General features: G+C 41.9%; 13 protein-coding genes. All 13 read left to right on the top strand.

The genetic code is table 11. The features are described 5' to 3' along the window. Positions 1-17: 17 nt before the first annotated feature. The 13 genes from HMPREF1152_RS01550 to HMPREF1152_RS01490 all read left to right on the top strand — a co-directional run bounded on the left by HMPREF1152_RS01550 (position 18) and on the right by HMPREF1152_RS01490 (position 16,019). On the top strand, positions 18-1,178 hold the full coding sequence (locus tag HMPREF1152_RS01550) for a glycosyltransferase (RefSeq protein ID WP_009643341.1): 1,161 nt from the start codon (positions 18-20) through the stop codon (positions 1,176-1,178). A 167-nt stretch (positions 1,179-1,345) separates the two neighbouring features. Further along, positions 1,346-2,659, top strand: a complete 1,314-nt coding sequence (locus HMPREF1152_RS01545; protein WP_039883342.1) for a nucleotide sugar dehydrogenase — start codon at positions 1,346-1,348, stop codon at positions 2,657-2,659. Positions 2,660-2,710: 51 nt separating this feature from the next. Further along, a complete protein-coding gene (locus tag HMPREF1152_RS01540) occupies positions 2,711-3,787 on the top strand; it encodes a Gfo/Idh/MocA family protein (RefSeq protein WP_009643367.1) in 1,077 nt (358 codons plus the stop codon). A gap of 15 nt (positions 3,788-3,802) precedes the next feature. After that, positions 3,803-4,933, top strand: a complete 1,131-nt coding sequence (locus HMPREF1152_RS01535) for a DegT/DnrJ/EryC1/StrS family aminotransferase (protein ID WP_009643478.1) — start codon at positions 3,803-3,805, stop codon at positions 4,931-4,933. A 5-nt stretch (positions 4,934-4,938) separates the two neighbouring features. After that, positions 4,939-5,760, top strand: a complete 822-nt coding sequence (locus HMPREF1152_RS01530) for a hypothetical protein (protein ID WP_009643382.1) — start codon at positions 4,939-4,941, stop codon at positions 5,758-5,760. Next, on the top strand, positions 5,744-6,673 hold the full coding sequence (locus HMPREF1152_RS01525) for a GNAT family N-acetyltransferase (protein ID WP_009643483.1): 930 nt from the start codon (positions 5,744-5,746) through the stop codon (positions 6,671-6,673). The genes HMPREF1152_RS01530 and HMPREF1152_RS01525 overlap by 17 nt, the downstream gene beginning before the upstream one ends. 9 nt (positions 6,674-6,682) lie before the next feature. Further along, positions 6,683-7,771, top strand: coding sequence for a glycosyltransferase family 4 protein (locus tag HMPREF1152_RS01520; protein ID WP_009643400.1), 1,089 nt, complete (start codon positions 6,683-6,685; stop codon positions 7,769-7,771). Positions 7,772-7,809: 38 nt separating this feature from the next. After that, complete coding sequence (locus HMPREF1152_RS08865; RefSeq protein WP_009643499.1) at positions 7,810-9,003, top strand: LCP family protein; 1,194 nt, start codon at positions 7,810-7,812, stop codon at positions 9,001-9,003. A 504-nt stretch (positions 9,004-9,507) separates the two neighbouring features. Continuing rightward, a complete protein-coding gene (locus HMPREF1152_RS08860; protein WP_009643395.1) occupies positions 9,508-11,484 on the top strand; it encodes a GH25 family lysozyme in 1,977 nt (658 codons plus the stop codon). 212 nt (positions 11,485-11,696) lie between these two features. Continuing rightward, on the top strand, positions 11,697-12,758 hold the full coding sequence (locus HMPREF1152_RS08855; RefSeq protein WP_009643479.1) for an NAD/NADP-dependent octopine/nopaline dehydrogenase family protein: 1,062 nt from the start codon (positions 11,697-11,699) through the stop codon (positions 12,756-12,758). A gap of 40 nt (positions 12,759-12,798) precedes the next feature. Beyond that, positions 12,799-14,232, top strand: a complete 1,434-nt coding sequence (locus HMPREF1152_RS01500; RefSeq protein WP_009643357.1) for an NAD(P)/FAD-dependent oxidoreductase — start codon at positions 12,799-12,801, stop codon at positions 14,230-14,232. A 1-nt stretch (position 14,233) separates the two neighbouring features. Continuing rightward, positions 14,234-15,661, top strand: a complete 1,428-nt coding sequence (locus HMPREF1152_RS01495) for an NAD(P)/FAD-dependent oxidoreductase (protein WP_009643442.1) — start codon at positions 14,234-14,236, stop codon at positions 15,659-15,661. Further along, positions 15,648-16,019: a DUF1667 domain-containing protein gene (locus HMPREF1152_RS01490; RefSeq protein ID WP_009643374.1), complete on the top strand. Its 372-nt coding sequence runs from the start codon at positions 15,648-15,650 to the stop codon at positions 16,017-16,019. The genes HMPREF1152_RS01495 and HMPREF1152_RS01490 overlap by 14 nt, the downstream gene beginning before the upstream one ends. Positions 16,020-16,293 lie beyond the last annotated feature (274 nt).

The raw sequence follows: 16,293 nt of genomic DNA, 5'->3' as shown, positions 1-16,293 counted from the left end.
TGGATTAGAGGGATCTGATGAAATTACTAAAGATTTGCTGTAGCAAATGGGTTAATGAGAGCAGAGACTACAGGGAGCTAGGGGTATACAGTGAAGAGGGGGCTGAGATATCGGTACTTGTTAAAGGCGATATTGGGGATAAACCTAAAAAAGACATAGTTGAAGGGTTTGAAGTGTTAAGATATACGACAAAACCTTTTGGTGAAAAGGCTCCGAGTGCTTTTAACAAGCTCATAAGCTTGTTTCAATGGGCTAGTTTTGCAAGAAAGCAGCAACCAGATATTATATCTGGACATGACCTTCTTGCTTTAACTATTGGTTGGCTATCAACCTTTTTCACAATAAATAAACCTAAACTAATTTATGATTCACATGAATTTGAGATTGGGCGAAATGCGGATCGATCAGGGTTCTCAAAGTGGTTAGTTTTGCACTGGGAGCAATTTATGATTAAGAGAAGTACTCTGACGATAGTTGTGAACGAAAGCATTGCAGATGAAGTAGCAAAGCTTTATGAATTAGATGAAAAACCTACTGTCGTGAGAAACATACCGATTAGCTTTGAAGTAGATGAAGCAGAGTGTAAGAAAGTTAAAAAGCAATATTTAGAAAAGCTTGGTGTTGAAAAACTGCTAATATATCATGGGCTGGTATGCAGCGGCAGAGGGATAGAATCAACTATAGAAGCCTTATCCATGCTTGAAAGTGTGGGGTTGGTTGTTGTTGGGAACCCGGATTCACCAGAGTATTTAGAAAAGCTAAGACAAATGACGAGGCAGTTTAACGTTGAAAAAAGGGTAGATTTTCATGACGCGGTGCCACACGAGGTTCTTTGGAAGTTTGTTGGGGCGGCAGATCTGGGAATTGTCATGATATCACCCGTTTCCAAGAGTTATTATTATGCACTCCCTAATAAATTATTTGAATGCATACAATCTGGCGTGCCTGTCATTGGATCAGATCTTCCAGAAATAAAGAAAGTTGTTGTTGGATACAATGTAGGGGCGTTAGCGATTCCAGACAATGCAGCGAGCATTGCAGAAGCAGTAAAAGGTTTAATTTGCGACCAAGAAGCGTATGACAGCGTTAAATCTAATGTCGAATTAGCAAAAAAACAACTGTGTTGGGAAAACGAGAAAGTGGTGTTAGCTAAGGCTTTCAACAAAATTTCACAGTAACTTTAAAAAGCTTGCACGCATTGGAAATATTGACATCTTAAGTTATTGTTATATATAATTATTCGAGTTAGTTTAGCTATTACTTTGTATAGTATCGATTAACTTAAGAGCTAATCGTTGATGTAGCAAACACATACAAGAAAGGTATAAAGGTATCATTAATGGGCATGAAGGAAAGGTTACTCGAGAAAATCGCAAAGCGCGACATTACTGTGGGAGTTGTAGGCCTGGGATACGTAGGGCTTCCGCTTGCTGTCGAAAAGGCCAAGGCGGGTTTCAAGACCATCGGCTTCGATGTGCAGGAAGAAAAAGTTAAGATGGTTAATGAGGGACACAACTACATTGGGGATGTAGTAAACGAAGATCTCAAGGAGCTGGTGGAGAGCGGCAAGATGAAGGCTACATCAGACTTTTCATTCGTAAAGGATGTCGATTTCATCGCAATATGCGTGCCAACTCCTCTTGACAAGCATCAGGAACCTGACATCAGCTATGTAAAGTCATCGGCAGAGGCTATTTCCAGGCACCTGTCTCGTGACACGATGGTTGTGCTTGAGTCCACAACTTATCCGGGAACTACAGAGGAGCTTTTGCTTCCAATACTGGAAGAGGGCTCCGGACTAAAGTGCGGAGAAGACTTCTATCTCGGGTTTTCGCCGGAGCGCGTTGACCCGGGGAACCTGATTTACAAGACAAAGAACACTCCAAAGGTAGTTGGTGCAGTTGGTAAGGAGGCGACAGAAGTAATTTCCGCGATGTATAGAGAGGTTCTCGAGGGGGAAATATACGAGGTTTCCTCACCTGCTATCGCAGAAATGGAGAAAATACTGGAGAACACTTATAGAAATATCAACATTGGTCTTGTGAACGAGCTCGCAATGCTCTGCGACAAGATGGGAATTTCACTGTGGGAGGTAATCGAGGCAGCGAAGACTAAGCCATACGGCTTCCAGGCATTCTATCCGGGTCCCGGTCTCGGCGGACACTGCATCCCGCTAGATCCGTATTATCTGACATGGAAGGCAAGAGAATTCGGGTTCCACACATCTATGATTGAGAGCTCAATGATTATTAACGACAGGATGCCGGAGTACACAGTAGATAGAGCGGCATCGGTTCTTAACAACCACAAGAAGGCTCTCAACGGTGCCAGAGTCCTAGTGCTCGGGGTTGCTTACAAGAACAATATCGATGACTATAGAGAGAGCCCTGCGCTTAACGTAATCGATATCCTTAAGGACAGAGGCGCGGAGACAGATTTCTATGATCCATGGATTTCAAAATATAAGAGACATGGTAAATGGTACAATGGTATCAGCGGGATAAACGCAGATATAATCAAGGGATATGACCTCATACTCGTTGCGACTGCACACGATGCATTTGACTATGAGATGATTAGAAAGAATGCAGTAGCAATATTCGATACTCGCAATGCATTCAAGGACGTGAAGGAAAGAGACAATATTTCTCTCCTATAAGCCCGGCAAAATACAATTAACAAAGTAATGAGATTTCCGGAGGATATGTAAATGAAATATGCATTGATTGGATGTGGTAGAATCGCAACAAATCACGTGACTGCTGCAGTAAATAATAATATGGAGATAGTTGCGGTATGCGATATCGTGCCAGAGAAGATGGAAGCGATTCTCAAAAAGCACGGCTTGGTTGATGACAAATCAATCAAGAGATATACTGACTACAAAAAGATGATTGAAGAGAATGAGCTTGAGCTTGTCAGTATCGCGACTGAAAGCGGAAAACATGCATCAATTGCGCTAGATGTAATCGATTCAGGTATTAACGTGATTATCGAGAAGCCGATGGCTATGAATATTGCTGATGCTGAAGAGATTATAAAGAGAGCCGCGGAGAAGAACGTAAAGGTCTCGGCTTGTCATCAGAACAGATTCAACGTAGCTATTCAGGAAGTAAGAAAGGCTATCGAAGGAGAGCGTTTCGGCAAGTTATCACACGCATCCATCAATGTCCGCTGGAACAGGAATAAGGGATATTACGACCAGGCTCCATGGAGAGGAACTTGGGAGGAAGATGGTGGCTGCCTAATGAATCAGTGCATCCACGGAATTGATCTTCTCAGATGGATGATGGGGGACGAGGTAGTGGAAGTTTATGGAGCAACCAGACAGCAGTTCCATGATTATTTAGAAGCTGAGGATGTCGGAGTAGCTGTGGTTAAGTTCAAGAACGGTGCTATCGGAACAATTGAGGGAACGACTAACGTATATCCTCAGAATCTCGAAGAGACACTGTATATATTTGGAGAAAACGGAACAGTAAAGGTTGGTGGAAAGTCCACCAACACCATTGACGTGTGGGATTTCAAAGACGAGACCGCTGAAGACGAGAAGAACAAGGGTCTCGAGGAAGAGACAAGCAATGTATATGGCAATGGGCACACAAGCCTGTTCGCAGACGTAATCGAAGCAATCAATGATGACAGAGCTCCTTACGTAGACGGAGTTGCCGGGAGAAATGCGCTGGAGATGGTTCTCGCTATTTACAAGAGCCAGAAGGAAGGCGTTCCGGTTAAGCTTCCATTGACAGATTTTGCAAGCACTGATATGCGAGGCGAATTCAAGTAGAAGCGGAGGAAGATAATGGAATTTAGAGATTTAAAGAAACAGTATGCTGTGCTCAAAAATGATATAGATCGCCATATTGATGAAGTCATTGCCAGCAGCAGATTTATCGGAGGCAGCAAGGTTTCAGAGCTTGAGGAAAAGCTGGCGGCATACGTTGGTACAAAGCATTGCGTTACATGTGCAAACGGAACAGATGCACTTGAACTCGCACTTATGGCTTGGGGAATAGGAAAAGGAGATGCTGTATTCGTTCCTGACTTCACATTCTTCTCATCCGGCGAGATTGTGGCAATTCTAGGAGCTACACCTGTTTTTGTCGACGTAGATGAAGATACTTTCAACATGAACTCTGTTTCGCTGGAGAAAGCGATAAATGAAGTTATAGCGGACGGCGAACTCAAGCCGAGGGTAGTTATTCCTGTTGATCTCTTTGGACTACCGGCTAACTTCGTTAAGCTAAGAAAGATTGCCGACAAGTACGGTCTCAAGATCCTCGAGGATGGAGCGCAAGGCTTCGGAGGCGAGATCGACGGTAAGAGAGCGTGCAGCTTTGGAGATATCTCAACGACTTCGTTCTTCCCGGCAAAGCCACTCGGTTGCTACGGAGACGGGGGTGCAATCTTTACAGACGATGATGAAGCAGCAGAGCTCATCAGGTCATACTGTGTGCACGGCAAGGGTAAGATGAAGTACGATAATGTGCGCATCGGAATGAATTCCAGACTCGATGCTATTCAGGCGGGAATCCTTCTTCCTAAGCTGGCAGCATTTGCAGAGTATGAAATAAAAGATGTTAACGCAGCAGCTGCGAAGTACACAGAGCTTCTGAAGGGCATTGTAACTACACCGGTAATTCCTGAAGGATTCCTGAGCAGCTGGGCGCAGTATACAATAAAGCTTGATAGCAGAGAACAGAGAGATGCGCTTCAGGGATTCCTCAGGGAGAGATCAATTCCTTCGATGATTTACTATCCAAAGCAGATGCACAAGCAGGAGGCATTTGACGGCGAGAAAAATTACGAGATAGACTACTCGGTGACGAATAAGCTTTGCGATACGGTTCTGTCCCTACCGATCCATCCATACATTTCAGATGAGGATGTGGATGAGGTTGTATCGGTGATTAAGGAGTTTTTAGGGAAGTAAGAATAATGAAAATAATCGTTTCACACGATGTAGATCATTTATATGGGAGCGACCATTACAAAGACTTAATCTACCCGAAACTGTGGCTAAGAGAGACTTTATCGCTTTTGAAGCGTAATATAACATTTTCTCAATGGTGGAGACGCCTGCTTGGTGTTTTTTCAAAAGAGAGAAATTATATTGAGCAACTGATGAAGTATGATGAAGGTAATGGTATACCTTCGTCATTCTATTTTGGAATGGATAACATACTAGGGATGTCTTATAAATATATTAAGGCAATTCCATATATTAAAAAACTTCAAAGTCATGGTTTTGATGTTGGTGTACACGGAGCGTCTTTCGATGATGAAGAAAGTATGCTCATAGAATTTAATCGATTCAAAGAGATTTCCGGAGTAAGTCCATTGGGAATCCGCATGCATTACGTGCGTTATGATGACGAAACTTTTGAAAAGCTGAGTCGATGTGGATATCTCTATGATGCAACTGAATTTGTGAAAAGCGAAGGCACCTGCCTAAAAGAGCCTTATAAGGTTGGTCGCATGTGGGAGTTTCCACTTAACCTAATGGACGGATACCTCCCGAAAAGACCGGAAGGCAAGAAGGAAGCATCACTAAGGTTGCTGCAAGAGGCTGAAGAAAAGGGGTTGCCATATTTTTCGATATTGTTTCATGATTATCAATTTTGCGATGGGTATGCATATGAACGAGATTGGTATATGTGGCTTGTTGAGTATTTAAAGAAACGTGGATATACTTTCATTTCATACCTTGATGCAGTACAAGAGTTGGAGGGCATTGACTCTAATGACGACTACGAATAGTGATGTTACAACAGAATATGCTAATTCGATTTTTGAGCAGCCGTGGTATATTGATGCAGTTACTAATGGCAATTGGACAGAAGTAAAAGTTGAAGAAAAAGATGCCGTTGTAGCTAGGTGGGCAGTCCCATACGATGGCAACAAGATAAAAATGCCAGGTGAAACCCAGACTTTAGGAATATGGTTTGCACCTAACACTAAACTTAGTAAGCAGCAGAAGTATATAGAGGAACTCGTTCGCTCACTTCCAAAAAAATCTGGAATTGATCTTATGCTAGATCCTATCAACGACTACTTCCTTCCGTTTAAGTGGCTTGGATTTAAAATTAGTCCAAGGATAACTTATCGATTCACAGATGTTACAGATATAGAAGCAGTCAGAGCTAAATATGATAAGACTGTTCGTAAGAACATCAAGAGCGCAAGCAATAAAGTTGAGATAATTGAAGATAGCAGTATTGACAATCTGTATGATATGTTAAAAAAAACATTTGAGAACCAGGGAAGAAGTTGCCCTCATAAAAAAGAATTTATAAAGAAAATTTTCGATACTTGTAATGAACATGATGCGGCGAAAATTATTACAGCAGTCGATAATAATAACAATGTGCATGCTTCTTCCTTATTTATATACGATGAAAATACTTGCTACTATTTGATTGCTGGAGCAGACCCTAAATTTAGATCAAGTGGAGCTCAGACATTAGTGTTGGATGCGGGAATAGAGTTTGCATCTAAACATTCAAGAGCTTTTGATTTTGAAGGTTCAATGATAGAGGGTATAGAGAATTTCTTTAGAAGATTCGGAGCAGATAGAGTTCTGTATTATCAGGTGGAGAAAAAGGGGTTAATCGGTGAGATGATGAGCATCCTTAAACCGAGAATAAAGAAGTTGCTGAGATATAAAAATTAGGAGAGAACAATGCAAAAGGTGTGCCATGTTACGAGTGTTCATGATGCGCTTGATGACAGAATATATTACAAAGAATGTCTGTCTTTAACAGAAGAAGGATATCAAGTCTTTCTGGTTGCCCCAGGCGAAACCTTTACAAAAGACGGAATACAAATTATTGGCTGTGGTGAACAACCGAGAAGCCGCGTTGAAAGGTTTTCAAAGTTTTGCAAGAAGGTGTTTCAAAAGGCGCTCAATATTGATGCAGATGTTTATCATTTTCATGATCCGGAAATGCTAAAATATGCTGCTAAATTAGCTAAAATGCATAAGGTTGTTATATTTGACAGCCACGAAGATGTGCCGGCACAAATATTAGATAAACCGTGGATTCCTAAACGCTCAAGACAATTTGTTTCGAAAGTGTACAAGCGTTTAGAGACAAAGTACGTAAAAGAGCTGTCAGGAGTAATTACTGCAACTGAATATATAGAAAACAAATTTAAAGACAGGGCAAAAAGAACAGAAACCATTAAGAACTACCCTAAGCTAGATGAAATAATAAAAGATGAAACAGCATTTGCTGAAAGGGATAAAGCAGTTTGTTATGCAGGGGGCATTTCCCACATACGTGGAGAGAAGATAATGGTTTCAGCGATGGAGGAGATGGAAGGTTATTCTCTGAAGCTTGCAGGAAACTGTGATGATGAAACACTTAAAAATTCTAAGCCTAAAAATGTAGAATATCTTGGCGTGTTAAGCAGGGAAGGTGTAAATGATCTATATGCCTCAAGTAGAGTGGGAATTTGCGTGTTGTTACCTACAGCGAATTACATAAATTCATTGCCTATCAAAATCTTTGAGTATATGGCAGCGGGGTTGCCAATTATTGCATCTGATTTTCCAATATGGAGAGAAATAATTACCGAAGCCAATTCGGGAGTATTGGTTAATCCTGAGGATATAGTTGCTATTAGAGATGCAATTAAGTATTACATCGATCATCCAGTGGAAGCGCAGGAAACTGGGGAAAGAGGCTACAGAGTAGCAACAGGGAAGTATAATTGGAGAGTTGAAGGGAAAAAGCTTGTAGACTTTTATAAAAAGCTGTTAGCGTAATTACAACAATTATTTCTGAAATAGGGAGCGAATAAGTTATGGTTGTAAAATCAAAAAAAAGAAATAATGTGCTATTAGCCGCTTCAAGGCTATTGGGACTCGTTTACTTGGTTGCTGCATTGGTATTTGAAGCTACATTGCTAGTAACGGATTTTTTACCAAAAAAATGGCTTCTAACATTACTTATAGGTGTTTTTATCGCAAGCGCGGTTTTATTTATTCAGCTATTTTTTAGAAATATAAAAAGAAAATCTAGAATAGTGGCGGTAGTAATTAGCATAATGCTTTCCATTGTATTTGTGGTAACATCAGTATATGCAGCTAAAACAGCTAGCTTTTTGAACAAGATTTCAAAGGCAAAAAGTGTTGGTAATACAAAAATTGCTGAAAAGCCTTTTACAGTGCTTATAAGTGGCATGGATACTACAGGAAAGATTGATGAAGAAGCTCGAAGTGATGTCAATATGCTTGTTACAGTAGATCCCCAAAAGCACAAGATCCTTCTAACATCTATCCCTAGAGATTACCTGGTTAAATTACCTTCGAAAGACAATGCTGAAGATAAATTAACTCATAGCGGACTATATGGAATTGACGAGACGAGAGGTGCTATAGAAAAGCTTCTTGATGTAAAAATCGATTATTACGTTAAGGTAAACTACAATACCGTTGTGCAGTTTATCAATGCTATTGGTGGAATTTATATTAATTCAGATCATGCATTCACTACATATATAGATCACTATCGCATTAATAAGGGTACCAACTTCCTTAAAGGAGAACAAGCACTAGCATTTGCCAGAGAGAGACAAGCGTTTAAAGATGGAGATAATCAACGAGTTAAGAATCAACAGATTGTACTCAAGGGCATTTTCCACAGGTTCACACAATCACCTGAGATAATCGCAAAGTATACGAAGATTCTAGACAGAATTGCACCATATATGGAAACAGATATGTCTCCTGCTGAGATTAGAGCACTTGTAAAGCTTGAACTAAAGAATCATAAAGAATGGAAGATAGAAAACAACGCAGTTGAAGGGGCGGGTGATTCAACGAGACGGGTTTACTCAAGCGGATCTACACCAGTCTATGTCATGACACCAGATAAAGAGAGTATTAAAAAAGCTCATGACTTGATAAAGAACTTCATTAATCCGCCGAAGAAGTCGAAAAAGAGTAAAAAGACGATAGATGGCAGCGAGGAAGAAACTGAATATAATGAATCATAATTTGGAGATGCAAGACTCTTGCAAAAGCCTTTAAGGCTAAATCGGGGCAACATACTATTCGGCGATGGGGCCTCGATTTTTGCGAAAGTAACATTATGATTAAAAATATTCTAGAGTTATTAGAGCATCAGGCTGATTATATTGGCGATAATACTGTCTTCTACTGTCTTTGTATGTGAAGACAGTAGCTTAACATATTTCCAACTTCGTACTGTAGCCAGGGCTGCATTTCTATGAGTAGCCTTCAAAACTCAGATATAACTCCAGAATATAAAAGCTCTGTTATAAATGAGGATGGAAGCGAAGATATTCTACGAGAATACTCATATTCTAAAACGTTGGATATTAGAGGAATTCAATGAAAGATTATAGTACCTGCCAGAGTAAGGGGTAGTAGGGCGTATGAAGCGTTTCAAGAGTATAGTCTTAATTAAAATATGGATTGAATATTATCGTTCAATACTATATAACTAAAGTAGTTTAGAAGCTGATAGGAGAAGGGATATGAAAAGAAGATTTAGAATCTCATTGCTCTTAGGTGTAATCTTTATATTCAGCGTTGCTTTTGTTAATGCCGACGAAGTCGACTCTAATGAGCAAGATGCTGTAAATGATATTACAACAGAGCAGAACATTGAAGCTCAGGTTGAACAGGACAATCACGGTAATGGGATTCAAACTTCCAATCCCAAAATGGAAGCTAAGGCAAATAACAATACCGATGTTCAAGCACCCCCGCTTAGTGCCCGAAGAGAACCTAGATACAACTCATGGGTTGATGAAAATGGGAATCGTTACTATGTAGATAGCAATGGAAATTATGTAAAGGGAATTTATGAAATTAATAATGTTATATATTTCTTCGACCCAAACACTGGAGCGCTAAAGAGAGAAGCTGGCTGGAGAACTTGGGGAAATGGAAGATACTTCACAAATGGTGAAGGAGTTGCATATAGAAGTAGATTCATAACATTTGGAGTACCTAAGTTCTATATGGGAGCAGACGGTGCAGTGAAGACGGGCATCTTTTCGACGCCTGATGGACATCTGTATAATGCAGATGATTACACTGGGGAAGTGATTCAGATAGCACAGTGGATAGAGAAGAACGGAAAGAAATATTTCTCAAATTCCGAAGGTGAACTCTATAAGAATCAGTTTATAACATTTGGAATACCTAAGTTCTATATGGGAGCAGACGGTGCAGTGAAGACGGGGATGTTCACTATGCATGATGGACGCCTTTATAATGCAGATGAGCACACAGGAGAGATCATCCAGAAAGCGCAGTGGATAGAGAAGAACGGTAAGAGATACTTCTCAAATTCTGCAGGAGAGTTGTATAAGAATCAGTTTATAACATTTGGAATACCTAAGTTCTATATGGGAGCAGACGGTTCTGTAAAGACTGGAATATTCGCAACAAGTGATGGACGCCTTTATAATGCAGATGAACGCACAGGAGAGATCGTCCAGAAAGCGCAGTGGATAGAGAAGGACGGTAAGAGATACTTCTCAAATTCTGCAGGAGAGTTGTATAAGAATCAGTTTATAACATTTGGGAAGCCTAAGTTCTATATGGGAGCAGATGGTTCTGTAAAGACTGGGATATTCGCAACAAGTGATGGACGCCTTTATAATGCAGATGAACACACAGGAGAGATCATCCAGAAAGCACAGTGGATAGAAAAGAACGGCAAAAGGTACTTTTCCAACTCTGAGGGAGAATTATATAGAAGTCGTTTCATCAGCTTTGGGAATATATACTACTACATGGACTCTAAAGGTGCAGTTATTGTTGGTTCGTTTTATTATAATGGCGAAGCCTATTCAACTGAACAAGATGGAGCTGTAAAAGAGTTAATGGGCCCTGTTGGCAGCAGATCGCTAGGAATAGATGTTTCATATGCACAGGGGTTTATTGACTGGGAAAAAGTTGCAAGAGCAGGAATTAAATTTGCTTATATAAGGGCTTCGTATAGAGGTTATGGAACAGGACGCATAGTTCCTGATGAATGGTTTGAAAGAAACATCAAAGGGGCAATTGCAGCAGGTATAAAAGTGGGTGTTTACTTCTTCTCTCAGGCTATTAATGCGGAGGAAGGAAGAGAAGAGGCAGATTATATTATTAATCAGGTGAAAAAGTATAAAATTTCACTTCCTATTGCAATAGATACGGAATATGTTTCTGCACCAAATGCAAGAGCAAATTCTATATCTAAGGAGATTAGAACTGAGGCAGTAAAAGCTTTTTGTGCTAGAGTTTATGAACGTAGATATACTGCATTGATATATGCAAGCACAAGCTGGCTGAATAATCAGCTAGATATGAGCAAATTGAGTATATATAAAGTCTGGGTTGCGCAGTACTACAGCCACGTAACTTATGGTGGAGAATTTCAGTGCTGGCAATATACAAGCTCTGGTTCTGTTCCGGGAATTAACGGCAGAGTGGACATGAACTACTGGTATAACAGGTAGCTGACGATACACAAATTATATGGGAGGGTGATTAGCTCACCTTCCTTTTTCTGGGTTTAACGGTAAGATACGCCGTAAACCGTAAAATGCTTCTTAGTCAGTGAGTGCGTAAGCACTCACTGACTAAGAAGTTTATGCGCTTTAATAGCGATTTAAACACTTGGAATTACTGAAGTTGGCATTTTTGTTTATAATAAGGATTTAGAGGGAATATGAATATAGCAATTGTCGGAGGCGGAAATATGGGAACCTTGATGGCTGCAGAGTTTGCACATCAAGGTCATAATATCAAAATATATAGCAGGCGTCCAAACGACTGGAGTGATACTATCGAAGTTTATGATAGAGATGATAAGTTGTTGTTCTATAGCAGTAATATAATGATTTGTTCAGAGCTTGACAAAGCCGTCCGGGGCGTAGACATGATCTGTATTACGACACCTGCATCAACTTTCGATGAGTTTGCAAAGAGGCTGGAGCCACTTGTAAACGAAGGACAGACCTTGTTTGTAGTGCCCGGAAGTGGGGGTGCTGAATTTGCATTCTACAATCTCATTCAAAAGGGTATGATACTGCTGGGAATGCAAAGGGTACACAGCATTTCGAGGTTAAAATCGTACGGGCAATCCGTTTACATGCTGGGAAGAAAGGAAGAACTGCATATCGGCACAATTCCTGCGTATGCAGTGGATCGATATAAAGAAATAGTAGAAAATTTATTCTCGATTAAGACGGATACTTTACCGAATTATTTGAATGTAACGCTTACTCCATCTAATCCGATATTACATACAGCAAGACTGTATGCTTTGTTTCATGCACAACCTAGAGATTACGAATATGCAGATAACCCGTTATTTTATGAGGAATGGGATGATGAAAGTTCAGAGGTTTTACTCAATTTCAATGATGAATTGATGCAGATATGCGATAAGCTTCCGTTAGATGTGTCGGGTGTAATCTCTTTGCGTATATACTACGAGAGTGACAGCATAGAGTCAATGACAGCTAAGATTCGTAATATGGAGGAGCTTAAAGGACTTGGATCACCTATGTGTAAATCGGGAAATGGGTGGAAAGTAGACTGGAATTCAAGGTATTTCACTGCGGATTTCCCGTTTGGACTTAAGATTTTGATAGATATTGCGAAATTGTTTGATGTCGAAACTCCGGAAATGAATAAGGTATGGAAATGGTACTTAGGTACCGGAACGATAGAATCTGTATTCGAAATGCCGGTGGATAAAGAACAATTTATAGAATTTTACAAATAATAAATGAAATGAAATACTAACCGCAGCAACCGGAGGACAAATGCTTTACGACATAGTGATCATTGGTGCGGGAATCTGTGGCACGATGCTTGCCAGAGAGCTTTCCCGGTACGAGTTAAAAGTAGCAGTGCTTGATAAGGAAAATGATATAGCAAACGGAGCGACAATGGCTAATTCGGCAATTGTACATGCCGGATATGATCCTGAGGACGGTACACTGAAGGCGGAGCTCAATGTTATAGGTGCGCGCAAGTACCCGCAGCTATGTGAGGAATTGAATTGCCATATCAAGAATACCGGTGCGTATGTCGTTGCATGTGGTGCAGAGGAAGAAGCCAGGCTTGATGTGCTGGCAGATAGGGCTGCACGCAGGGATATTCCGCATGAGCTCCTGTCCGGTGATGAAGCAAGAGCTGTCGAGGCGAAGCTCAGTGAGAATGTTACAAAGGTTTTGTCATTCCCGGCAATGTCTGTCATATATCCGTGGGAGGTTGCAATTGCCTGTATGCAGGTTGCTGTGAGCAATGGCACTGAATTATATCTTAATCACAAGGTGGACGATATAGAGAAGACGGAAGATGGATATTTAATTACCTCCGGTGGAGAGGCTTTTCATGCCAAGATGGTAATTAATGCTGCAGGGTTAGGTGCGGCTTCAATTTGCCGGATGGTTTCAGATACAGTGGATTTCGAAATGCTGCCAAGACGCGGTGAATATTACGTCATAAGCAATGATGAGCAAGTGGTAGACCGTGTTATCTTTCCGGTTCCGACGGCAAAGGGCAAGGGCGTGCTGGCCATTCCGACTGTATATGGCAATACTCTCATCGGTCCTAACAGCGAACAGCTGGACGAACCGGCCACTACGGCAACAAGTGTCGGGGGAGCGGCATACATACGTGAGAACATTTCCAAGATTATAAATGATGTACCGCTCCACAAATCGATACGAACCTTTGCCGGCTTGAGACCGAGTTCGACGTCAAAGGATTTTATAATCGGGCCGTTGGATGTCGACAATCCGGATTTTATAAATGTTGCATCGATTGAATCTCCGGGGCTTGCCAGTGCTCCGGGAATTGCAGAGTATGTTATAGATAATTTCGTAATTGATAGATTTAACCCGCTGCCTAACGCTGACGCAGTTATGACGAGGAAGCGTCCGGTTGTCGTGTCTGAGTTAAGCGATGAAGAGCGAGACGAGCTGGTTCGTGCAAAGCCACAGTATGGGAACATCGTTTGCCGATGTGAGACAATATCCGAGGGCGAGATAGTTGCGGCAATACATGACGTATGCGGAGCGAGGAGCGTCAAGGGCGTCAAGAAGCGAGTACGGCCGGGAATGGGCAAGTGTCAGGGCGGCTTTTGTGAGCCGAAGGTCGTTGAGATATTGGCTAGAGAGCTTAACAGGTCTCCTCTTGAGATTGTACTGGATGGCCGGAATTCACAAATCTTGAAAAAGGAGAATCGCTAACATGAGACATTGTCAGGCAGTGGTAATTGGCGGAGGCTGTGGCGGACTTGCTGCGGCTGCAAAGCTTAAACAAGAAGGTGTGAATGATGTTGTTCTAATCGAAAGGGATAGAGAGCTCGGTGGTGTGCTGAACCAGTGCATACATAACGGCTTTGGGCTGACGACCTTTAAGGAGCAGCTCAGCGGACCGGCTTTTGCGGAGCGTTATGAGCAGCAGGTGTTTGACGCGGAGGTTGAAGTCAAGTTGGGCACTATGGTTACGCACATGAGCGGTGACCGTGTCATACAATATGTAAATACGGAGGAAGGATATCAGCAAATTCGTGCAGATATCATAATTTTGGCTGTCGGATGTTATGAGAGAAGCCGTGGGGCTCTTGGAATACCCGGAGAACGTCCTACCGGCGTCTACACCGCAGGACAGGCACAGAGATACCTCAATATAGACGGATATCTCGTGGGCAAGAGGGTGTTTATCCTCGGCTCCGGAGATATCGGTCTGATTATGGCTAGGAGGATGACCCTCGAAGGCGCGGAGGTTCTGGGTGTAGCTGAGCTGATGCCATACAGCAACGGGCTCCCGCGAAATATGAAGCAGTGTCTCGATGATTTTGGGATACCGCTGTACCTGTCACACACCGTTACAAACATCTATGGGCACGACAGACTTGAGAGAATAGAGGTATCCGAGGTCGATGCGGACAAGAGGCCTATTACAGGTACAGAGATGTATTTTGACGTGGATACATTGCTCCTTAGCGTGGGGTTAATTCCTGAAAATACTCTCGCGGAGGAAGCCGGAATCGTTATGGATCCGAGCATTCGAGGCCCTGTGGTCGATGAGAATTATATGACTTCTGTGCCGGGCGTATTTGCCTGTGGAAATGGACTCCATGTTCATGATCTTGCAGATTTTGTCACCAAGCAGGCGGGAGAAGCGGCGCTTGGTGCAATACGTTATATCCGTTATATTAATACAGCGATGTCAGACAAAGCAACTTCAGACAGCCGGACTGAAGTTGCTTCTGCTCCGGGGGATGAGGCTGAGGCTCAGCCTCAGGCGGATCTGCAATCCGGCTACGATGATGTAAAGAATGATATTACGAGCGGATTGCGAATCTCTGACATGGGGAAACTGCAATCTGATTACGACGATATAAAGGCCGGTAATCTGGTGGGGTACGTGGTTCCGGCGAGGATTCATAGGATGAATTTACCCAAGACAGTAACCTTCTATTTCCGAGTTCGCAAACCGATGAAGAATATTACAATAGAGATTGCTAAAGGTGATACTGTTCTGAGAACGATCAATAAAGATGCCGTTATTCCGTCTGAGATGGAGCAGATAGTCTTAGCGGGTAAGCAGCTTGAGCAAGCTTGTGGGAACCTGGAGATTCGTATAAAGGAGGATTCGCATGAGAGAATCTGAGCTAGTGTGCGTCAACTGCCCAAAAGGCTGCAAAATTACCGTACTTCTTGATGGAGATAAGGTTAAAGATGTGCGGGGATACAGCTGCGAGGAAGGTCTGAACTATGCCAGGCAGGAAGTGACAAGGCCAATGAGAACCCTGACTTCAACTGTAAAAATCGATGGGGCAATTGACAGAGTGCTCCCCGTGATAACTGATGGTGAGATTCCGCTGGATATGTGGCAAGATGCTATGAATGAGATTCAAGGAATAAGAGTCTCGGCACCGGTTAAGATAAACGACGTGATATCAGAAAACTTCCTTGGCACAGGTGTGAATTTGGTGGCGAGCAGGAGTATTGGAGTAGTATTGGAATAGTATCATTTAAATGCAGTCGTTAAATCCACTACAGGATTCCAACATGCAGGATGAGGATCAAGTGAAAAAGATCATCTTTCGCCTCGCCCGGATCTTCTTTATCCAAGTTCTTTGAGATACTTGCTTTTATCTATGGGATTTGTAATATATAGTCGCAAATGAGAATCTCCATAAGCATTATCTTAAGCCTTCCTTAAATTTTGTCGCGCGGAATTGCCTGAACCGGATGTCTCACGTATAATTAATATGAAATGCGGGGCGGTCAATATTGGCG

The sequence above is a fragment of the Mogibacterium sp. CM50 genome (assembly GCF_000293155.1).
GTDB lineage: Bacteria > Bacillota > Clostridia > Peptostreptococcales > Anaerovoracaceae > Mogibacterium > Mogibacterium timidum.
This window is presented reverse-complemented; position numbering and strand designations above follow the sequence as displayed.